The sequence below is a fragment of the Actinomadura sp. NPDC049753 genome, from assembly GCF_040674655.1.
Lineage (GTDB): Bacteria > Actinomycetota > Actinomycetes > Streptosporangiales > Streptosporangiaceae > Spirillospora > Spirillospora verrucosospora.
Genome location: NZ_JBFARL010000040.1, coordinates 1 through 20,769 on the forward strand (window position 1 = coordinate 1; position 20,769 = coordinate 20,769).

The 20,769-nt window shown below is 73.2% G+C and carries 16 protein-coding genes and 1 pseudogene; 3 read left to right on the plus strand and 14 right to left on the minus strand.

Annotated elements, in window-relative coordinates; all coding sequences use genetic code 11:
• The 12 genes and pseudogenes from AB0K37_RS13590 to AB0K37_RS13645 form a co-directional block, all read right to left on the minus strand.
• Positions 1–213 (minus strand): annotated as a pseudogene (locus AB0K37_RS13590) (hypothetical protein); the annotation flags it as partial.
• Positions 214–417: 204 nt separating this feature from the next.
• Positions 418–1,275 (minus strand): TIGR03936 family radical SAM-associated protein, encoded by an 858-nt coding sequence (locus tag AB0K37_RS13595; protein WP_363979556.1) that lies wholly within the window; start codon positions 1,273–1,275, stop codon positions 418–420.
• Positions 1,276–1,441: 166 nt separating this feature from the next.
• Positions 1,442–3,364, minus strand: a complete 1,923-nt coding sequence (locus AB0K37_RS13600; protein WP_363979559.1) for a TIGR03960 family B12-binding radical SAM protein — start codon at positions 3,362–3,364, stop codon at positions 1,442–1,444.
• A 61-nt stretch (positions 3,365–3,425) separates the two neighbouring features.
• Entirely contained in the window at positions 3,426–4,610 is a 1,185-nt protein-coding gene (gene rodA / locus AB0K37_RS13605) for a rod shape-determining protein RodA (protein ID WP_363979562.1), read from the minus strand.
• Positions 4,607–6,679, minus strand: coding sequence for a penicillin-binding protein 2 (mrdA, locus tag AB0K37_RS13610; protein WP_363979565.1), 2,073 nt, complete (start codon positions 6,677–6,679; stop codon positions 4,607–4,609). The genes rodA and mrdA overlap by 4 nt, the downstream gene beginning before the upstream one ends.
• Positions 6,676–7,275: a rod shape-determining protein MreD gene (mreD, locus tag AB0K37_RS13615; RefSeq protein WP_363979568.1), complete on the minus strand. Its 600-nt coding sequence runs from the start codon at positions 7,273–7,275 to the stop codon at positions 6,676–6,678. The genes mrdA and mreD overlap by 4 nt, the downstream gene beginning before the upstream one ends.
• A gap of 1 nt (position 7,276) precedes the next feature.
• Positions 7,277–8,266, minus strand: coding sequence for a rod shape-determining protein MreC (gene mreC, locus AB0K37_RS13620; protein ID WP_363979571.1), 990 nt, complete (start codon positions 8,264–8,266; stop codon positions 7,277–7,279).
• A 142-nt stretch (positions 8,267–8,408) separates the two neighbouring features.
• Entirely contained in the window at positions 8,409–9,443 is a 1,035-nt protein-coding gene (locus AB0K37_RS13625) for a rod shape-determining protein (RefSeq protein WP_185026548.1), read from the minus strand.
• Positions 9,444–10,220: 777 nt separating this feature from the next.
• A complete protein-coding gene (gene ndk, locus AB0K37_RS13630) occupies positions 10,221–10,628 on the minus strand; it encodes a nucleoside-diphosphate kinase (RefSeq protein ID WP_363979575.1) in 408 nt (135 codons plus the stop codon).
• Between the two features lie 45 nt (positions 10,629–10,673).
• Positions 10,674–12,176: a hypothetical protein gene (locus tag AB0K37_RS13635; RefSeq protein ID WP_363979578.1), complete on the minus strand. Its 1,503-nt coding sequence runs from the start codon at positions 12,174–12,176 to the stop codon at positions 10,674–10,676.
• Positions 12,177–12,300: 124 nt separating this feature from the next.
• Positions 12,301–12,645 carry a DUF4233 domain-containing protein gene (locus AB0K37_RS13640; RefSeq protein WP_363979581.1) on the minus strand — a complete coding sequence of 115 codons (345 nt, stop codon included), beginning with the start codon at positions 12,643–12,645 and terminating at the stop codon, positions 12,301–12,303.
• 5 nt (positions 12,646–12,650) lie between these two features.
• Entirely contained in the window at positions 12,651–14,021 is a 1,371-nt protein-coding gene (locus tag AB0K37_RS13645) for a folylpolyglutamate synthase/dihydrofolate synthase family protein (protein ID WP_363979655.1), read from the minus strand.
• A 107-nt stretch (positions 14,022–14,128) separates the two neighbouring features.
• On the opposite strand from AB0K37_RS13645, the gene AB0K37_RS13650 reads away from it, so the two are divergent.
• The gene (locus AB0K37_RS13650) at positions 14,129–15,331 is read left to right on the plus strand and encodes a hypothetical protein (protein ID WP_363979584.1); all 1,203 of its coding nucleotides are present in this window, start codon (positions 14,129–14,131) and stop codon (positions 15,329–15,331) included.
• On the opposite strand, the gene AB0K37_RS13655 is transcribed toward AB0K37_RS13650, so the two are convergent.
• Positions 15,303–16,283 (minus strand): hypothetical protein, encoded by a 981-nt coding sequence (locus AB0K37_RS13655; RefSeq protein WP_363979587.1) that lies wholly within the window; start codon positions 16,281–16,283, stop codon positions 15,303–15,305. The two genes, AB0K37_RS13650 and AB0K37_RS13655, sit on opposite strands and share 29 nt — an antisense overlap.
• A 136-nt stretch (positions 16,284–16,419) precedes the next feature.
• Positions 16,420–19,041, minus strand: a complete 2,622-nt coding sequence (locus tag AB0K37_RS13660) for a valine--tRNA ligase (protein WP_363979590.1) — start codon at positions 19,039–19,041, stop codon at positions 16,420–16,422.
• Between the two features lie 271 nt (positions 19,042–19,312).
• On the opposite strand from AB0K37_RS13660, the gene AB0K37_RS13665 reads away from it, so the two are divergent.
• A complete protein-coding gene (locus tag AB0K37_RS13665; RefSeq protein ID WP_363979593.1) occupies positions 19,313–20,113 on the plus strand; it encodes a sensor histidine kinase in 801 nt (266 codons plus the stop codon).
• A complete protein-coding gene (locus tag AB0K37_RS13670) occupies positions 20,110–20,763 on the plus strand; it encodes a response regulator transcription factor (protein WP_179836648.1) in 654 nt (217 codons plus the stop codon). Before AB0K37_RS13665 ends, AB0K37_RS13670 begins: the two co-directional genes overlap by 4 nt.
• The last annotated feature ends 6 nt before the right edge of the window (positions 20,764–20,769 follow it).

Consider the following 20,769-nt stretch of genomic DNA (forward strand, 5'->3'; position numbering starts at 1 on the left):
CCCGCCCTTGGCGCTCCCGCCCTTGGCGCTCCCGCCCTTGGCGCTCCCGCCCTTGGCGCTCCCGCCCTTGGCGCTCCCGCCCTTGGCGCTCCCGCCCTTGGCGCTCCCGCCCTTGGCGCTCCCGCTCTGCGCTCCCTCGGTCCGCGCGGTCTCGTCGTCAACGGTCCCGTCGGCGCCTTCGGCCGCGGCCGCATCGGCTTCGTTCTCAAGCATCCGGGCAATCTCCCGTCAGGCTCCCGGGCGCGTCCGCCCGTCCCGCCGGGAAGCGGAACGATGCGGTGCGCCGCACGAGAGCACCTCGTCAGTCGGTGCCGTCACCGCCGGACGGTGGTCCGGCCATGACGACGAAGTCGTCGGGGGTGCGCCTTCCGTACCCTGCGGGGCCGGTTCCGTGCCTCCACGGCTTCGGTCCCACGGTCAGGCGCTGACGGCATCCGCGCTCGCGGCGTCCCCGGACCGCGGCCGCTCATGGCCGCGGGCCGTCCCGGCGTCGTCGCCGGGCGGTAGGCCGGTCTCCCGGTCGGGATCCAGGGGATCCGCGAGGCCACCGGTGTCCGCGTCGAGGGGCCCCTGCGCCAGCCTGGTCACCAGCGGAGGTGACGGCGGCGCGAGGTCGGCGACCTGGCGCAGTCCGGTGAGGATGTCGTCGGGTCGAACGGCGGGTGTGGAATGCCGAACAACCATTCGAAGTATCGCACAAGGGGCATCCGCCGTCTCGGCGGCACGCCGGTCCAGCTCACAGGCGGACACGGCGGCGCGCACGTCGAAACGGCGCCGTCCCTTCTTCGTGAGACGTTCTACCTCGATGTTCTCGGCGGCCATGAAGGCGGCCACGGCCGCGGCGGCGTCGCCTTCGGCGACACCGTCCAGCCGGATCCGCCACTCGGACGCCTCAAGCCGATCGGTGAACGCGCCCGGCTTCACCGGGGCGTCGCCGTGGCCCGCCCTTACCGGCACGACGTCCAGGACGTCGAGTCCGGGAGGCAGGGCCGCGTCGAGATCGGCTCGCACCCGCGCAGGGTCGCGGGTCTCGGTGAGCCCGAGTTCGAGGTATTCGGCCTCACTGGCCACCCCTGTCGCCGCCGCACCCGCATACGAGATCTTCGGGTGGGGGGTGAATCCGGCGCTGAACGCGACAGGGATCCCGGCGCGCCGCACGGCGCGTTCCACGGCCCGGGAAATGTCGCGGTGGCTCGTGAACCGCAGCCTGCCCCGCTTGGCGTAGCGGACGCGCAGTCGCTGGGTCACGGGGGCCGGCGCCGGACCCTCCGGCATGGGTGCCAGGGTTCTGGTCCTTCCTACTCGTGTCGAGTCGAAATACAGGTCTCCCTATAGAGTACGGGGCCTGCGACCCGGTTCGGCCAGGCACCGCCCCCGTAAGCCCGGAACCCTTGCAGCTCAAGGGACGACGCGGTCGAATCCCGTCACACCACGTTCCCCGTCACACCACGTTCAGCGGGAGCAGCTTCCGGCCGGTCGGGCCGATCTGGATCTCGGTGCCCATCGTGGGGCACACGCCGCAGTCGTAGCACGGCGTCCAGCGGCAGTCCTCGACCTCGGTCTCGTCGACGGCGTCCTGCCAGTCCTGCCAGAGCCACTCGCGGTCGAGCCCCGCGTCGAGGTGGTCCCAGGGCAGCACCTCGACCTCGTCGCGCTCCCGGACGGTGTACCAGGCGAGGTCGACGGGTTCCCCGGCCAGGGCCTTCTCGGCGCAGGCCGTCCAGCGCTCGTAGGAGAAGTGCTCGCTCCACCCGTCGAAGCGGCCGCCGTCCTCCCAGACGGCGCGGATGACCTTGCCGACGCGCCGGTCGCCCCGCGACAGCAGGCCCTCGACGATCGACGGCTGGCCGTCGTGGTAGCGCAGGCCGATGGCGCGCCCGTACTCCTTGTCGCCGCGCAGGGCGTCCTTGAGGGCGCGCAGGCGGCGGTCGACGGTCTCGTGGTCGCACTGCGCCGCCCACTGGAACGGGGTGTGCGGCTTCGGCACGAATCCGCCGATGGACACGGTGCAGCGGATGTCCTTGCGGCCCGTCGCGTCACGCCCGGCCTGGATGACGCGCCTGGCCATGTCGGCGATGGCGAGGACGTCCTCGTCCTCCTCGGTGGGCAGGCCGCACATGAAGTACAGCTTGACCTGCCGCCAGCCGTTCTCGTAGGCGGTGGTGACGGTGCGGATCAGGTCGTCCTCGCTGACCATCTTGTTGATCACCTTGCGCATCCGCTCGGAGCCGCCCTCCGGCGCGAACGTCAGGCCGGAGCGCCGGCCGCCGCGGGAGAACTCGTTGGCGAGCGTGATGTTGAAGGCGTCGACCCGCGTGGACGGCAGCGACAGCGAGGTGTTCGTGCCCTCGTAGCGGTCGGCGAGGCCCTTGGCGACGTCGCCGATCTCGCTGTGGTCGGCGCTGGACAGGCTGAGCAGCCCGACCTCCTGGAAGCCGGACTCCTTGAGCCCCTGCTCCACCATGTCGCCGATCGTGGTGATCGACCGCTCCCGCACCGGGCGGGTGATCATTCCGGCCTGGCAGAACCGGCAGCCGCGGGTGCAGCCGCGGAAGATCTCCACGCTGAACCGCTCGTGCACCGTCTCGGCGAGCGGGACCAGCGGCTTCTTCGGGTAGGGCCACTGGTCGAGGTCCATGACGGTGTGCTTCTCGATCCGCCACGGCACGCCCGGACGGTTCGGCGCGACCCGCTGGATGCGGCCGTCGGGCAGGTAGGTCACGTCGTAGAAGCGCGGGACGTACACGCCGCCGGACGCGGCGAGGCGCAGCAGCAGCCCGTCCCGTCCGCCGGGCTCGCCCTCGGCCTTCCACTCGCGGACGACCTCGGTGATGCCGAGCGCGATCTCCTCGCCGTCGCCGAGGACGGCGGCGTCGACGAAGTCGGCGATCGGCTCGGGGTTGAACGCGGCGTGCCCGCCCGCGATCACGATCGGGTGGTCGCCGGTGCGGTCGGCGGCCTCCAGCGGGATGCCGGCGAGGTCGAGCGCCGTCAGCAGGTTGGTGTAGCCGAGTTCGGTGGAGAACGACACGCCGAACACGTCGAAGGCGGCGACCGGCCGGTGCGCGTCGACGGTGAACTGCGGGATGCCGTGCTCCCGCATGACGGCCTCCATGTCGGGCCACACCGAGTACGTCCGCTCGGCGAGCACGCCGTCGCGCTCGTTGAGGATCTCGTAGAGGATCTGGACGCCCTGGTTGGGGAGCCCCACCTCGTAGGCGTCCGGGTACATCAGCGCCCATCGGACGGTGGTCTCGTCCCAGTCCTTGAGCTGGGAGTTCAGCTCGCCGCCAACGTACTGAATCGGCTTCTGCACGCTCGGGAGCAGCGGCTCCAGGCGCGGGAAGAGCGACTCGACCGGCATGACGGAACCCTCCGTGCAGGGGACGTGGGGATGAACGTCCAGCCTACGCGGTCGCCGGTCGCTAATCGAACGGGCGGCGGCGCACGTGGACGGCCTGCAGCAGGCCGAAGGCGATCATGTTCGCGAAGGTCGCCGACCCGCCGTAGGACACGAACGGCAGCGGCAGCCCGGTGATCGGCATGATCCCGATCGTCATCCCGACGTTCTCGAACGTCTGGAACCCCAGCCAGCAGACGACCCCGGTGGCGACGAGCGTCCCGAACAGGTCGGCGGCCTGGGTGGCGATGCGCAGCCCGCGCCACAGCACCACGCCGAGCAGCGCGATGATGACGGCCGCGCCGACGAAGCCGAGCTCCTCCCCCGCCACCGTGAAGATGAAGTCGGTCTGCTGCTCCGGGACGAAGTGGCCGCCCGTCTGCTCGCCGTGGAACAGGCCCTTGCCGAACGCCCCGCCCGACCCGATCGCGATGCGGGCCTGCTGGGCGTTGTAGCCGGCGCCGCGCGGGTCGGCCTCGGGGTTCAGGAACGCGGTGAACCGGGCGATCTGGTAGGCCTTCAGCAGCCCGAAGAAGAACACGGCGGCGCCCGCGGCGACGCCCCCGCCGACCAGCCCGACGAGCCACCGCTTCTGGGCGCCGGAGATCGCCAGCATGCCGAGCACGACCGCGATGAACACCAGCGTGGTGCCGAGGTCGGGCTGCAGCATGATCAGCACGCCGGGCACCCCGGCGAGCACGAGCGCGAGCAGCACGTCCCGCCGGCCGGGGCCGATCTCCCCGTCGCGCGGCTCTCCGAGGATCATCGCCAGCAGCACCACGAGCCCGACCTTGGCGAACTCCGACGGCTGCACCTGGAACCCGCCGCCGATCACGATCCACGAGTGCGAGCCGTTGATCGTCGAGCCGAGCGGGGTCAGCACGGCCAGCAGCCCCACGCACGCCAGCCCGTACAGGATGGGGACGTAGGCCCGCAGGAGCCGGTAGTCGAGCACGGTGACCAGGCCGCCGAGCAGGAAGCCGATGATCAGGTTCAGGATGTGCCGCTTGAGGAAGCCCTCGGGGTCCTTGCCCTGCTCGGTCAGCAGGTGGAAGGTGGCCGAGCGCACCAGCAGCGCGCCCACCGCCGACAGCGCCAGCACGGCCAGCAGCATCGGCAGGTCGAGCCGGCGCAGACCGGCGAGCCTGCTGGTCCACGACCGGTGCGCGGCGTAGGCGTCGACGCTGCCGACCCCGGAATCGGTGATCATGGGGCGGTCCCCTCGACGGGCATCCGCGGCAGCTCGGACGGGAGTCTCCCGTCCTGGAGGATGGCCTTGCGGTCCTTCGTCCCGTACATGGCCTCCCAGATCTCCCGGACGGCCGGCGCGGACGTCTGCGCGCCCTGCCCGCCCTGCGAGACCATCGCGACCACCGCGAAGCGCGGCTTGTCCACCGGGCCGAACGAGGCGAACCAGGACGTGTCCTGCTTGCCGTAGACCTCCGCGGTGCCGGTCTTGCCGCCGACGTCGACGCGCTTGAAGTCGAAGCCGGAGAACGCCCCGGACGCCGTGCCGCTCTTCGTCACCTCCGCGAGCGACTCGCGGATGTACTTGAGCACCTTGCCGTCGACCGGCAGCCTGCGCGGCGGCGGCGCGTCGATCCGGCGGACGATCGAGCCGTCGGGACGCACGACCGCGACACCGAGCCGCGGGGTCAGCAGCTTGCCGCCGTTCGCCATGGCCGCGTACGCGCGGACGAGCTGCAGCGGCGTCACGAGGACGTCGCCCTGCCCGACCGAGAAGTTCGCCGCGTCACCGGGCCGCCAGACGTAGCCCTCGGTGCAGTTCTCCGTCGCGACGGCCTTCAGGTAGGCGGCGCGGGCCGGGTCGGTCTTGGCGACCTCCGGATAGCCCGTCTTGGCGCCCTTGCAGTTGGCGGCCTTGGTGGCGTCCCAGAAGCTCTTCTTCCACCCCCGGTCCGGGATGCGGCCCTCGCTCTCGCTGGGCAGGTCGACGCCGGTGCGCGACCCGAACCCGTAGTCACGGGCCATCCTCACCATCGGGTCCGAGGGGTTCTTCTTCGGCTTCATCCCGCCGTCGCGCTGCCACTCCTGGTAGGCGAACCGGTAGAAGATCGTGTCGCAGGACTTGACGAGCGCCGTGTGCAGCGACATCGCCCCGAGCTCCTCGCCCTCGAAGTTGCGGAACGCGCGGTTGCCGACGTTGTAGGAGCCGGGGCAGTCGTAGGTGCCGGTCAGGCTGTTGCCGTCCTTCACCGCGGCGGCCACCGAGGAGATCTTGAAGGTGGAGCCGGGCGCGAACTGCCCCTGGGTGACCCGGGAGATCAGCGGCTCGCCCTGCTTCTTGCCGAGGAGCGCGTCGTACTCGTCCTGGGAGATGCCGCCGGTCCAGATGCCGGGGTCGTAGGTCGGGTAGCTCGCCATCGCGATCATCCGGCCGGTGCGCACGTCCATCACGACCGCGGCCCCGGCGTCGGCGGGGCGGCCCTGCTTGCGGGCGCCGTCGATCGCGTTCTTGAGCGCCTTCTCCGCCGCGCCCTGCACGCCGGCGTCGATGCTGGTGACGAGGTTGCCGCCGGCCGTCGGGGGCTTCTCCTGCGCGGTGCCGGTGACGCGGCCCTGGCTGTCGACCAGGACCTTGCGGAACCCGGGCTCGCCGCTGAGCGCCGAGTCGTACTGCGCTTCGAGGCCGTCGCGCCCGACGAGGTCGACGCCGCTGTAACCGGTGACCTTGAGGCCCTTGCGCTTGTCGAGCTCCTCCTGCGTGACGGGCTGGAGGTAGCCGAGCAGCTGCGCGGGACGCGCGCCCTCCGGCCGCGGGTAGTCGCGGACGGCCTGGACCTGCGCGGTGATCCCGGGGAAGTCCTCCTGCCGCTCCATGATCTGCAGGGCGCGCTTGGGGTCGACGTGGTCCTCGACGGGGATCGGCTGGTAGGGGGAGCCCGGCCAGCACGGCCGCTTGATGCCGGGCCCGCACAGCCGGATCCGCTTGGACATCTCGTCCTGGGACGTCCCGAGGACGGCGGCGAGCCGCTTCAGGACGGTCTGGCCGCCGTCCTTCTGCCGCGACAGCGTGGTGCGGTCGACCGACACGACGAGGGCGCTGCGGTTGCGCACGAGCGGCCTGCCGCGGTCGTCCAGGATCATGCCGCGGGTGGCGGGGACGACGATGTCGCGGGTGCGGTTCTCCGCGGCGACCGCCCGGTAGTGCTCGCCCTCCAGGACCTGGAGCGCCCACATCCGCCCGATCAGGACGAGCAGCAGCGCGGCGACGAGCACGTACAGGACGACGAGGCGGAAGTGGGTCCTCGGGTTCACAGGGTCCCGCTCCGCCCCGACATCGCGCGGTAGCGGGCGGCGGGCACGGCCAGGCGGTCGCCGCGGGCGCGCTCCCCGCGTTCGTAACGGCGGGTGACGCGCAGCACCGCCCACACCACGAACGGGCTCGCGATGACGTCGTAGAGCACCTGCAGCGGCACCATGCTGGACACGGTCGCCCACTCGGCGCGCGGGTCGCCGAGGATCATCCCGGTGCCCGCGTACAGCACGGTCCCGGCGAGCGCGCCGGCGGCGACGGCGAGGAACGGCACCGCGGACTGGCGGTCCATCTCGGCGGAGGCGACGCCGCACAGGTACCCGATGAGGCAGTAGACGAGCGCGTACCGGCCGAGGGTGTGGTCGGCGGGCGGGATGATGTCGGCGGCGAGCCCCGCGAGGAACCCGGCCACCATTCCGGTCATGGAGCCCGCGACGAGCGCGAGCGCGACGACGGCGAGCAGCACCAGGTCGGGCTGGACGCCGCCGGGCAGCGGCAGCCGGTTCGCCACCGACACCTGCAGGATCAGCGTCACGACGATCACCACGGCGGTCACCGCGGCGCGGCCGGCCGGCGACGCCTCGGGCGGGTTCAGCACGTCAGTCCCCCCGGGTCGGATTCGTGGACGGGCTCTTGGAGTGGCGCGGCTTCGTCTTCGGGCTCTTGCTCGCCGACGGCGTCGCGGTCGGCGTCGGGGTCGGGGGCGGCGGGGGCTTGGGCGGCAGGACCGCGTCCCGCGGGTCGGTCTCCGGCGGGGCGACCACGACGGCGACGACGTCCAGGCTGGTGAACCGCACGAACGGCCGGACGTAGGCGGTGCGGGTCAGCCCGCTGGTGGAGCGCTCGATCCGCTCGACCACGCCGATCGGGACGCCCGGGACGTACGGCTTCTGCCCCTGCGACCCGAGCGTGACGATCCGCTGGCCGACCCGGATCGGGGCGGCGGCGTCGAGCAGCTGGAACCGCAGCGGCGTCGCGCTGCCCCGGCCGAGTCCGCGGCGGCCCCGGCCCTGGGTGATGCCGATCTCCTTGGACTCCTCCAGCCGGGAGCCGATGGAGGACGTCTGGTCGGTGGCGAGCAGGACGGTGGCGGTCGCGGGCCCGACGCGGGTGACGCGGCCGACGAGGCCGTCGGCGCTCATCACGGTCATGTCGGGCCGGATGCCGCTGCGGCTGCCGACGTCGATGGTGACGGTGTCCTCGAAGCCCTGCCCCGCGGAGATCACCTGCGCGGCGTGGATCTTGTAGCCGCCCATTCCCGCGGTGCCGAGCAGCCTGCGCAGCTGCGCGGACCGGTCCTGGTCGAGGCGGCTGGAGCGCAGCTGCTCGCGGAGCCGCTGGTTCTGGCGGGCGAGCCGGTCGGCCCGGCGCCGCTCGCCCGGCGCGTCGGTGATCGCGTCGAAGGTGTTGCCGACCGGCCGGACGACGGACGCCGACGCCCGCTCCACCGGGCCGAACACCGTCGCGCCGACGCCGCGCAGGCCGCGCAGCGGCGAGTCGTGCCCGCCGCGGTAGTCAATGGTGATCATCGCGAGCGCCACGACCAGCAATGCGCCGAGGACCACGCGGGTGCGCCGGGTGTCCTTCACGCACCGACCTCCCGTTCCCTGGTCCGCCGGGAGCCCAGTGCCTCACGAGGGGGGACGCCCCCGCGTCCCCCTCGGCGGACTATGTCCGAGTCGGCTCGCCCGGGGGACGACCCCTCGCGTCCCCTGGCCGGCCACGTCCGAATCAGTGCCGCGGCTCCGGCACGAGCACCTGCCTGAGCGACTCGAAGTCCTCGACGCACTTGCCCGTGCCGAGCACCACCGAGTCGAGCGGGTTGTCCACCAGATGGATGGGCATCCCGGTCTCCTCGCGGAGCCGTTCGTCGAGGTTCTTCAGCAGAGCGCCGCCGCCGGTGAGCGCGATGCCGCGGTCCATGATGTCGCCGGAGAGCTCGGGCGGGCACTTGTCGAGGGTGGTCTTCACCGCGTCCACCACGGCGTTGACCGGTTCCTCGATCGCCCGCCTGACCTCCTCGGCGGAGATCACGACGGTCTTCGGCAGCCCGCTGACGAGGTCGCGGCCCCGGATCTCGGCGTGCGGCTCGTCGTCGCCGCCGGGATAGGCCGACCCGATCGCCATCTTGATCTCCTCCGCGGTGCGTTCCCCGAGCATCAGGGAGTACTCCTTCTTGGAGAAAGAGATCACGGCCTGGTCGAGCTCGTCGCCGCCGACGCGCACCGACTGGCTGGTGACGATCCCGCCGAGCGAGATGATCGCGACCTCGGTGGTGCCGCCGCCGATGTCGACGACCATGTTGCCGGTCGGCTCGTAGACGGGGAGCCCGGCGCCGATCGCGGCGGCCATCGGCTCCTCGATGATGTAGACGCGGCGGGCGCCGGCCTGGTAGCCGGCCTCCTTCACCGCGCGCTGCTCCACCCCGGTGATCCCGCTCGGCACGGCCACGACGATCCGCGGCTTGGCGAAGTGCCGGCGCTTGTGCACCTTCTGGATGAAGTAGCGCAGCATCCGTTCGGTGACGTCGAAGTCGGCGATGACGCCGTCCTTCAGCGGACGGACCGCGACGATGTTGCCCGGTGTGCGGCCGATCATCCGCTTCGCCTCGATGCCCACCGCGACGATCTTCCCGGTATTGGTATTGATCGCCACCACGGAGGGTTCGTTCAGGACGATGCCACGCCCGCGCACGTACACCAGGGTGTTGGCGGTACCAAGATCGACCGCCATGTCACGGCCAAGAAACGACAGCTTGTTACCCATGAAGAAAGGGAGCCCTTCATGATTGACGGGCGTGTATAGCGGCGCGTCCATCGTAACGTGCGCGTACCTCCGCGGGCAGTCACCCCCGCGCCGCGCGTCGCGAAAAAAACGCGTCCTGACCAGCCCGGTTTTCCATAAAGAGAACCCGGCGGACTGACCCGGCGGCCGGTCGGCCAAAGACGCGCGGCGCCCACGGCAGGCCCGACGCCACCGGGTATCCGAGGATCTTAGGGGGTCTTCCCCGGCCCGACACAGCCCCACGCCGCAACACGGTTCGATTCGCCTCAGAGCTTCGCTCGGCTCGGCAGCAGAAAAGCCGAACCCCGGGCCGTGGATCTACCGGCGCATGAAGGCGCCCGACGTGCCGCGGGGCACGCCCTTACCCGCCCACAAGCCGATTCTGGGACGAGCGACGACCGCCCCCTCGGACTGTTTTTCAGATGAGGAACATCCAAGCCCGCTTCAACCGCCCCTCAGCCCAGGGCACAGCCGCACTCATGCCCCGGCCGAGATCCCTTGTCCAGGAGGGCGCGAGCCTTCCACGTCCAACGCTCTTGGACGTGCACGTCGTGACGCTCTCGGAGTCGACCTGAGCCGGGGCGCGGGTCGGGCGGCCGGAAGGCGCTCTAGCGCCTGGAGGTCGCACGACCCGCCGAGCCGGGCGACCGGAGCGCCACGACGACAACCCGCACGGGCACGGAACCCGCACCGTGGCGTGAGGATCGCCCGGCTCGCAACGGGGGTTCCAGGGGGTCGCCCCCCTGGGCTAGCACAGCATCACACCTCGGGGAAGAAGAGCTTGATCTCGCGCTCGGCGGAGTCGGGAGAGTCGGAGCCGTGGACGATGTTCTCGCCGATCTCCAGGGCGAAGTCGCCGCGGATGGTGCCGGGGGTGGCGCTGACCGGGTCGGTGGCGCCGGCGAGCGAGCGGAACGCCTCGATGGCGCGCGGGCCCTCCACGACCATGGCGACGAGCGGGCCGCCGGTGATGAACTCGACCAGTTCGCCGAAGAACGGCTTGCTGCTGTGCTCCTCGTAGTGCGCCTCGGCGGTCTCGCGGGCGAGGGTGCGCAGTTCCAGCGCGACGAGCTTCAGGCCCTTGCGCTCGATCCGGGAGATGACCTCGCCGACGACGCCGCGGCGAACGCCGTCGGGCTTGACCAGGACAAGAGTGCGCTCGGACACGACAGTTTCTCCTAGAGCATTTCGGATTCGGTAAGCGCGCGAATCCTACCCGGCCCCGGGGTCCGCGGCGGCATTCCCGGGGAGCCGTGCGGCGCGGGGGCGCGGTGCCGCGGCGTGTCGGGCGCACAGGCGGGCGGTGGCTCCGGCGAGCAGGACGGCGGCCACCCCGGCGACGACCAGCCAGATGCGGTAGCCCTCCGAGAGCGCGCGCACATGCTGGGCGTCGGTGAGCGGACGGATCCGCTCCAGCCGCCCGGCCTGCAGCGACAGGACGAGCAGCTGCCCGGCCAGCACCGCGGGGAAGCACAGCGACAGCCCGAACAGCGCGGCGCCGACCCTCGCGTCCCGGAGCGAGGCGGCGAGGGCCAGCCCCGCGCCGGCGCCCAGGGGGACGAGGGGGGCGAGCAGCGCCCAGCGGCCGAGGGCGCCGCCCGCGAGGCCGAGCGGCACGGCGGAGATCATGAGGAGGTGGCCGGTGCGGACGGCTCCGCGCGTCCCGGCGCGGGTGGCCGCGAGCGCCCCCGCGAGGGCGGCGGCGGCCGCCACGGCGAAGGGGAGCAGCGGCGGGGCCCCGGCCCCCGCCTCGGCGGCGGCCAGCCCCGCGAGCGGGCCCGCGACGGGCTGTGAGAGCAGGCCGACGGCGATCATGGCGCCCGCGCCGCCGGACGGGCCGCCGGCTGCCGCGTCCCGGCCGCCGGCGAGGGCGAGGCCGGCCAGGGCGAGCAGCGTGAGCCCGGCGAGGAGGAGCCGCGCGCCGGGCGACCAGCCGTGCGCGGCGACGACGGAGAGGAAGGCGAAGCCGCCCGCCGGGACCAGTACGAGGAGCAGCCGGCCGCGTTCGGCGCGCCGGAGCGCGGGCGGTCGCCGGCGGCGGCGTCCGCGCAGGAGGGGGTGGGCGATCGCGGCGACGGCGGCGGCGACGGCGAGCAGCGGGCAGGGCGCGAGCGCGGCACGCCAGTCAGGGACGGCGGCGCCGTCGGCGGGCACGGGGACGGCCTTCAGCGCCAGCGGCATCGCGAGGATCAGCGTGCCCGCGAGGGCCCCGGCCCAGGCGGCCGCCAGGGCGCGGTTCCGGCGTTCCCAGACCAGGACGAGGCTCGCGGGCAGCATGAGGCCCGCCCCGACGCCCTGGACGGCTCGGACCGCCCCGATGTCGGGCAGCGAGCGGGCGAGGCCTGCGGCGCCGATGCCGGCGAGCAGCACCGCGAGCCCTGCCATGAGCACGCCCCACGCGGGGAGCCGGCGGGCGGCGACGGCGGCGGGCGGCACCGTGACCAGCAGGGCGGGCAGGGACAGCCCGGTGGCGTGCAGCAGCCCGGGGATCTCGGCGTCGCCGAGCGCGAGGGCGCTCGCGGCGGCGGGGACGACGTCGCCGGACGCGTCGGGCACCACCAGGACGGCCGCGGGCAGCGCGGTGAACGTCAGCAGCAGCGCGCCGAGCGTCGCGAGCCTCCGCCGGGCGTCCCCTTCGGCGGGGCGCGCCGGAGGCCCGGCGGGCCGCGTCCCGGTGAGGTCGCCGGGCGGGTGTTCGCGTGCGTGGGAGGACACGGCGTGCTCCTTAGGACGTCGTCGTCCGCCGCACGCGCATTTCCCGGAAGGGTAATTTGTCCAAATAACGCGATAATGGAATGACGCGAGAATCGGCGGACGCAATGGTGCCGTCCCCGCGAACCTAGCGCGGCGGAGCGCCGCCCACCTTGCGTCCCAGCCAAATGGCCGTACCCCAAAGTGCCCCGAAAACGACACCGAGGAAGAACATGGCCGGCACCATGAACCCGGTCGCGAAGATCAGCACCTGAAGGACCGTGCCCGCGGGCACCGCCCAAGGGAAGCGCAGCAGACCGGCCAGCGCGACGCACGCGACGGCCAGCCCGCCGCACACGCCGCCGGCGGTAGCCCCGTCCACGTCCAGCACCGTCACCGCCACCGGGATCGCGAGCGCGATCACGATGGCCTCGCACGCCAGGACGGTGGCGAACAGCCTCCGCGCCGGGTTGGGGGCGGTCCGCGCGCTCATGCCCGTCACCGGCCTTCCTCGACGCGCAGCAGGGTGCGGGCCTCGCCCGCGGTGACCACCGAGCCGGTGATCAGCACGCCGGCGCCCCGGTACTCGCCGGTCTCCTCGGCGAGACCGATCGCCCGGTCGATGGCGTCGTCCAGCCGCTGGACGACATGGACGCGCTCGGCGCCGAAGACCCCCTCGGCGATCTCGGCCAGCTCCTCGGGCGGCATCGAGCGCGCCGAGGAGTTGCGGGTCACCACCAGCTCGGCCAGGACGGGTTCGAGCTGGTCGAGGACCCCGGCGACGTCCTTGTCGGCGGCGATGGCGAGGACCCCGGCGAGCCGGGTGAAGCCGAACGACTCGGTGACCGTGGCGACGGTCGCGGCCATCCCGGCGGGGTTGTGCGCCGAGTCCAGCAGGACGGTCGGGCCCGTCCGGGCGACCTCCAGCCGGCCCGGCGAGGCCGACTTGGCGAAGCCGCTGCGGACCAGGGCCGGGTCGAGTTGCCCCTCCTCGCCGCCGAGGAAGGACTCGCCGGGCGCGATCCGGGTCGCGGCCTCCAGGTTCGGCTCGCCCCGGGTGGGGGCGCCGCCGGCGAACGCCTCCACGGCGGCCAGGGCCGTCGCGGCGTTGCTCGCCTGGTGCTCGCCGAAGAGCGGCAGGAAGATCTCGTCGTAGACGCCGTGCAGGCCGCGCAGCGAGATCTGCTGGCCTCCGACGGCGACGTCCCGGCTGAGCACGCCGTACTCGACGCCCTCGCGCGCCGCCGCCGCGCCGGTCTCCACAACCCGCCGCAGCAGCACCTCGGCGGCCTCGACGGGCTGCTGCGCCAGCACCGCGATCGCGCCCGGCTTGATGATGCCCGCCTTCTCCCCGGCGATCTGCTCCAGCGTGTCGCCCAGGTAGCGGGTGTGGTCCAGGCCGATCGGCGTGATCACCGCGACGGCGCCGTCGGCGACGTTCGTGGCGTCCCAGGCGCCGCCCATGCCGGCCTCCACCACCGCCACGTCGACCGGCGCGTCCGCGAACGCCGCGAAGGCCATCGCGGTGAGCACCTCGAAGAACGACAGCCTGTTCTCGTGCTTGTCGTCGACCAGCTGCAGGTAGGGCAGCACGTCGTTGAACGCCTCGACGAACCGCTCCTCGCTGATCGGCTCCCCGTCGATCGCGATGCGCTCGCGCAGCGTCGTCAGCTCGGGGCTGGTGTAGAGCCCGGTGCGCAGGCCGCGCTCGCGCAGCAGCGCCTCGACGAGCCGGGCCGTGGTGGACTTGCCGTTCGTCCCGGCGATGTGGATCACCGGGTACGCGCGGTGCGGCGCCCCCAGGACGTCGACCAGGTCGGCGATCCGGTCGAGGGTCGGGTCGATCTCCCACTCGACCCCGCGCCCCATGATCGCGCCGACGGTGGCCCTGTAATCGGACGGCTCGGATACCTGACTCACGGTCACAGAGCCTACTCGGCGGCGGGCGCGCCTCCGTCCGGGCCCACACTGGAGGGATGGAGGTGTTCTTCCGCGAATGGGAGCGGCGCGCCCCGGGCGAGACCCGCGACCTCGGGCGGGCCCGCGCCCTGGCGGACGCGCTGGGCCTCCTCGCGCCGGGCGTCCCGGTCCTGACCGTCGTCGGTTCCAAGGGGAAGGGAACGGCGGCGACCTACGCGTCGGCGTTCCTCGGGGCCGCCGGGCTGCGCGTGTGCACGGTCACGAGTCCCGGGCTGCGCACCGAGCGCGACCGCATCAGGGTGGACGGGCGTGCCGTCTCCGCCGGGGAACTCGCCCTCCTGGCGGACGTCCTCGGGGAGGCCGTGGCCGCGCTCCCCCCGCCGTCCGGCGGCTACCTGTCGCCGTCGGGGCTCTTCACGATCGCGGGCGTCCTGCACGCGCGCCGCGCCGGCGCGGACGCGCTCGTCCTGGAGGCGGGCATGGGCGGACGGTCGGACGAGGTCGCCCTGTTCCCCCCGGACGTGGCCGCGATCACGCCCGTCTTCCGGGAGCACGCCGGGGTCCTCGGCGACACGGCGGCCGAGATCGCCGAGGAGAAGCTCGGCGTCGCCGGGCCGCGGACGCGCGTCCTGTCGGCGCCGCAGTCGGCCGAGGTCGCGGGCGTCCTCGGCGCCGTGGAGTTCGTCGGGCCCGGCGGCAGCGGGCTCCCCCGGGACGTGCTCCCCGCCGGCCTCGGACGCGCGGCGGCCGAACTCGGCGTGGTCGCCGCCCGCCGCCTCCCCGGAGCGGCCGAGCCCCCCGCCGGGACGGTGCGGGACGTGCTGTCCTCGATCGTCCTGCCCGGCCGCCTGTCATGGCACGACGTGCCCGGGTCGGCCACCCGGATGCTGGTCGACTCCGCGATCGACCGGACCGGGGTCGCCGCCGCCCTCACCGCCGCCCGGGAGGCGTGGGGGACGATCGACCATGTCGTGGTCTGCCTCCCCGACCACAAGGACCTGGACGGCGCCGTCGCCGAACTGGGCGCGCTGCCCGTGACGTTCGTCCGGCTCGCGCTGCCGCACCTGCGGTTCACCCGCGCCCTGCCGCCCCGGTGGGACGTGGTAGGGCCCGCCGCGATCACGCCCGAGTCGCTCGCGACGCTCGGGCACCGCGTGGTCGCCCTCGGCACGGTCCACTTCACCGGACTCGTCCTGGACGCGGTGGGCGCCGACACCGAGCGCCTCTACGTCACTTCGGCTTCTCGACGTCCTTCCTGATGCGGTGCATCAGGTCGGCCATCAGGGGGAACTGCGGGTTCGCCGTGGGCTTGTTGGACGCGACGACTCCGAAGGAGTCCTTGGTCGCCCACGCGCAGTAGGTGTGGGTCTCGGCGAGGACGGCGAACGTGCCGCACACCGCCTTGCCGCCCCTGCGCCCCGGGTCGGCGTCCTGCCCGGCGATGAACGTGGTCGGCTGCGTCTCCTGGAGGAAGTCCGCGGGATCGCCGATCCGGCCCGTCCCGCCCACGAACAGCACGTTGACCTTGCGCACCGGCTCCTCGGTGTAGACGGCGAGGCCGCTCCCGGCCACCGGGACGCCGCCCGACTCGACCGCGCCCGCGACGAACGGGTACGCGACGCTCGCCTGCGGCGAGGTCAGCGGATCCTTGTGCAGGCCCCCGGCCGTCGGCCCCGCCTTGACCACCTTCTTGGACGGCCCGGGACCGGCCGCCGCCCCGGTGTCCTCGGCGGCGCCGCCGCTCCGCAGCGCCAGCACGCCCGCGACGAGCAGCACCCCCGCGACCGCCACGGCGCCCGCGACCAGCAGCGGCTTCGGCAGGCCTCCGCCGGGCCCGGCCGGCGCGCCGGTCACCCGCGGCAGCGGGCCGGTGCCGTCCCGCAGGACGCCGTGCGGGCCCGTGCCCACGACCGGAAGCGCTCCCGACCCGTTCGCCGAGACCGGCATCGCGTGCGGGCCGGTGCCGTTCCTCGGCATGGCGTACGGGCCCGAGACCTCCCGCAGGGGCGGCATGGCCTGCGGGCCGGTGCCGTTCACCATCGCGTGCGGGCCGGTCCCGTCGCCGATGTCGACCGACCACCAGGGGCGCGCGCCGCCGAAGGGCGCCGGGGCGGCCTCCGGCCCGGGACCGTCCTCGATGACCTGCGCCTCGTCCAGGTCATCGCCGGACGGGGAGTCCGGCGTGCCGGACCGAGGTGGTGAATCGGCCATTGCACTCCTGATGGTTCAACTACCGCAAAGGCCCACGGGCCCTACCGGATCGTAACTGCGGCAGGCGCCGCCGTGCCGAAGGATCGCCGTGTCAGCACCCGTGTCAAGAGCGGCCGGGCCGGCCCCCCGGCGGAGGTCAGCCCGCCGGGAGCGCGGCCAGCTGCGACTCCAGCCTGCCGATGTCGGACTCCGCCTGGGCGAGCCGGTCGCGGTTCTTCGCCACGACCGCCTCGGGCGCCTTCGCCATGAACGCCTCGTTGCCGAGCTTGCGCCGCGCCTGGTCGACCTCCTTGCGGGCGGCGGCCAGGTCCTTCTCCAGCCGCTTGCGCTCGGCGGCGACGTCGATCACCCCGGCGGTGTCGAGGTGCACCTTCACGTCCTCGACCGGCAGGGACGCCGTCGAGGAGAAGCCGTCCTCCGGCTCGGTGAGGCGCAGCAGCGAACGGATGCCGTCCTCGTGGCGGTGCAGCGCGGAGCCGTTCCACTCGATCCGCGCGGCGACCCGCTGACCGGGCTTGAGGCCCTGGTCGGCGCGGAACCGCCGCACCTCGGTCACCATCCGCTGGAGCGAGCCGACGAGCTCCTCGGCGCCGGCGTCGCGCCGCGCCGGGTCGGCGGCGGGCCACGGCGCGGTGACGACCGTCTCCGCGCCCGTCAGGGACGTCCACAGCTCCTCGGTGACGAACGGGACGACCGGGTGCAGCAGCCGCAGCAGGTTGTCGAAGACCTCGCCGAGCACGCGGCGGGTCGCCTCGGCGCGCTCGTCGGCGAGCTGCACCTTGGCCAGCTCCACGTACCAGTCGCAGACCTCGTCCCACGCGAAGTGGTAGAGCGCCTCGCACGCCTTCGCGAAGTCGAACGCCTCCAGGTGCGCGTCGACCTCGGCGATCACCGCGTGCAGCCGGGACAGGACCCAGGCGTCGACCGTGGAGAGCTCGGCGGGCATGTCGCCGCGGGTGTGCGCGCCGTTGATGAGCGCGAACCGGGTCGCGTTCCACAGCTTGTTGCAGAAGTTGCGCGAACCCTGCGCCCACTCCTCGGCCACCGGGACGTCGCCGCCCGGGTTCGCGCCGCGCAGCAGCGTGAAGCGGGTGGCGTCGGCGCCGTAGGCGTCGATCCAGTCGAGCGGGTCGATGACGTTCCCGAACGACTTGGACATCTTCTTGCCGAACTGGTCGCGGACCATTCCGTGCAGGGCGATGGTGTCGAACGGCTGGACGCCGTCCATCGCGTACAGCCCGAACATCATCATGCGGGCGACCCAGAAGAACAGGATGTCGTAGCCCGTGACCAGGACGGACGTGGGATAGAACCGCTTCAGGTCGGGCGTCTCGTCCGGCCAGCCGAGCGTGGAGAACGGCCACAGCGCGGAGGAGAACCACGTGTCGAGGACGTCGGAGTCCTGAGTCCACCCGGCGGGCGGCTCCTCGTCAGGCCCCGGGCAGACGACCTCGCCGTCCGGCCCGTACCAGACCGGGATCCGGTGCCCCCACCACAGCTGGCGGCTGATGCACCAGTCGTGCATGTTGTCGACCCACTCGAAGTAGCGGGACGCCATCTCCGGCGGGTGGATCTTGACGCGGCCGTCGCGGACGGCGTCGCCCGCGGCCCGCGCCAGCGACTCGACCTTGACGAACCACTGCAGCGACACGCGCGGCTCGACGACCGTGGAGCAGCGCTGGCAGTGCCCGACCGAGTGCTTGTAGGGGCGGACCTCCTTGACGATCCGGCCCTGCTCGCGCAGCGCGGCCACGACCGCCGGGCGCGCCTCGAAGCGGTCCAGCCCGGCGAACGGCCCGTGCGCCGTGACGACGCCGCGCTCGTCCATGACCGACAGGGACGGCAGCGAGTGCCGCCGCCCGATCTCGAAGTCGTTCGGGTCGTGCGCGGGGGTCACCTTGACGGCGCCGGTGCCGAACGCGGGGTCGACGTGCTCGTCGGCGACGACCGGGATGCGGCGGCCGGTCAGCGGGAGCTCGATCTCGCGCCCGACCATGTGCGCGTACCGGGCGTCCTCAGGGTGGACGGCCACGGCGGTGTCGCCGAGCATCGTCTCCGCCCGGGTGGTCGCGACGACGATCTCGTCCTCGCCCGACCCGTACCGGATCGAGACCAGCTCGCCGTCGACCTCCTCGTGCTCGACCTCGATGTCCGACAGCGCCGTCAGGCAGCGCGGGCACCAGTTGATGATGCGCTCGGCGCGGTAGATCAGGCCGTCGTCGAACAGCCGCTTGAAGATCGTCCGGACGGCGCGGGCGCGGTCGTCGTCCATCGTGAACGCCTCGCGCGTCCAGTCGACGCTGTCGCCGAGGCGGCGCATCTGGCCGAGGATGCGGCCGCCGGACTCCGCCTTCCACTGCCAGACCCGCTCGACGAAGTCGGCGCGCCCGAGGTCGTGCCGCGACAGGCCCTCCTTGCCCAGCTCGCGCTCCACCACGTTCTGCGTGGCGATGCCCGCGTGGTCCATGCCCGGCACCCACGCCACCTCGTGGCCCTGCATCCGGCGGCGCCGGACGAGGGTGTCCTGGATGGAGTGGTCGAGGGCATGGCCCATGTGCAGCGAGCCGGTCACGTTCGGCGGCGGGATCACGATCGAGAAGGCCGGCCGCTCCGGCGCGCGCTCCGGATCGGCGGTGAACAGCCCCGCCGATACCCACCGCTCGTAGAGCCGGCCCTCTACATCGGCCGGTCGGTACTGGGTGGGAAGGTCGACGTCCGCGGCGGCCCCCTGGCCGCGCTCAGTGCTGGGCTGTGTCACGGCTGACGATTCTACGGGGACGCGCGGGGTGGACGGCCCAGGACGGCCGGTCGCGCGGAGGAGATCCGCACCGGCGAGCCCCTGTCGCACCGCCCACGTCCCCGCAGATCACTTCGATCCGGTCGTGCGCGGCGCCCGCGACACGCGGCGGGACGGGCCAGAGAGCGTTTTCCCGCCGCGATCGGGACACTGGTCACCTGACACCGGGTCGCCTCGCCGGAAAGGGTGGCGGCGAAGTCCCGCGACGGCGGGGCGGAGGGAGAGGGACGGGATGCGAGCGGGACTGGCACGCGCCGCCGTGCTGGCCGGCGCGTTCACAGCGGGGGCCGTGGCGGCACGTGCCGCGACCATCCCTCACCTCCACCGCCTCACCGCCGACCTGCAGCGCTCCCGCGAGCGCATCCTCGCCAGCCGCGAGGAGGAGCGCCGCCGGCTGCGCCACGACCTGCACGACGGGCTCGGGCCGACGCTCGCCAGCCTCGCGATGTCGCTGGACGCCGCCCGCATCACCCTCGCCGGCGAGCCGGAGCGGATGGACCCGGTGCTCGCCGAGGTCCGGGACCGGCTGGCGACGGCCGTCGGGGAGATCCGCGACCTCGCGCACGGTCTGCGGCCCCCCGCGCTGGACGACCTCGGCCTCGTCGGCGCCATCGAGTCGTTCGCCGACGGCTGCTGCGAGCGGGTGGACGTCCGGTTCGACGGAGAGCCCGCGGGACTGCCGGCCGCGGTGGAGGTCGCGGCGTACCGGATCGCGCAGGAGGCGCTGACGAACGTCCGGCTGCACGCCCCCGGGAGCGCCGTGACGGTCAGGCTGACCCGGGAGGCCGACCTCCACCTGATGGTCGCCGACACCGGGCCCGGCCTGCCGGACGCCCTCCGCAACGGGGGCCAGCCGAGGCCGCGCCGCGGCCTGGCCGCGATGAAGGAGTGGGCCGCCGAGCTCGGCGGCAGCTGCGCGATCACGTCCCGGAACGGCGGCGGGACCGTCGTCACCGTCCGCCTGCCGCTCGCCTCCGCGCGGATCGCCGCCGGGTACCATCGTCCCTCCATCGGAAGAGACGGGCGGAGATGACCGAGACCATCCGGGTGCTCATCACCGACGACCACCCGGTGTTCCGGCAGGGGCTGAAGGGCCTGCTGCAGGCGCTCGGGGTGGAGGTCGTCGGCGAGGCCGAGAACGGCCCGGGCGCGGTGCGGCTCGCGGCGGAGCTGCAGCCGGACGTGGTCATCATGGACCTGCACATGCCCGGCGGCAACGGCATCGAGGCGACCCGCACCATCACCCGCACCAGCCCGCGCATCGGCGTGCTGGTGCTGACGATGTTCCGCGACGACGACTCGGTCTTCGCGGCGATGCGCGCCGGCGCCCGCGGCTACCTGCTGAAGGAGTCGGGCGCGGAGGAGATCGCCCGCGCGGTGAAGGCGGTCGCGGCGGGCGAGGCCATCTACGGCCCGGAGATCGCGCGCCGCGTGCTCACCTACTTCACCGACATGCCCGACCCGCGGCAGGCCGCGTTCCCGCAGCTCACCGAGCGGGAGCGGGAGGTCCTCGAACTGATCGCGCAGGGCCGCAGCAACACCGAGATCGCCGGGACGCTCTACCTCAGCCAGAAGACCGTCCGCAACCACGTCTCGAACATCTTCATGAAGCTGCACGTCGCCGACCGCGCCCAGGCCATCGTCCTGGCCCGCGAGGCCGGTCTCGGCGAGTCCCGCGGCTGACGTCCC

Coding starts and splice junctions, on each gene's coding strand:
- AB0K37_RS13670 (WP_179836648.1), top strand. CDS start 20,110: ATGACCGAGACCATCCGGGTGCTCATCACCGACGACCACCCGGTGTTC.
- AB0K37_RS13655 (WP_363979587.1), bottom strand. CDS start 16,283: ATGGCCGATTCACCACCTCGGTCCGGCACGCCGGACTCCCCGTCCGGC.
- AB0K37_RS13640 (WP_363979581.1), bottom strand. CDS start 12,645: ATGAGCGCGCGGACCGCCCCCAACCCGGCGCGGAGGCTGTTCGCCACC.
- AB0K37_RS13600 (WP_363979559.1), bottom strand. CDS start 3,364: ATGCCGGTCGAGTCGCTCTTCCCGCGCCTGGAGCCGCTGCTCCCGAGC.
- AB0K37_RS13665 (WP_363979593.1), top strand. CDS start 19,313: ATGCGAGCGGGACTGGCACGCGCCGCCGTGCTGGCCGGCGCGTTCACA.
- AB0K37_RS13650 (WP_363979584.1), top strand. CDS start 14,129: ATGGAGGTGTTCTTCCGCGAATGGGAGCGGCGCGCCCCGGGCGAGACC.
- AB0K37_RS13625 (WP_185026548.1), bottom strand. CDS start 9,443: ATGGGTAACAAGCTGTCGTTTCTTGGCCGTGACATGGCGGTCGATCTT.
- AB0K37_RS13595 (WP_363979556.1), bottom strand. CDS start 1,275: ATGCCGGAGGGTCCGGCGCCGGCCCCCGTGACCCAGCGACTGCGCGTC.
- rodA (WP_363979562.1), bottom strand. CDS start 4,610: ATGATCACCGATTCCGGGGTCGGCAGCGTCGACGCCTACGCCGCGCAC.
- AB0K37_RS13645 (WP_363979655.1), bottom strand. CDS start 14,021: ATGGGGCGCGGGGTCGAGTGGGAGATCGACCCGACCCTCGACCGGATC.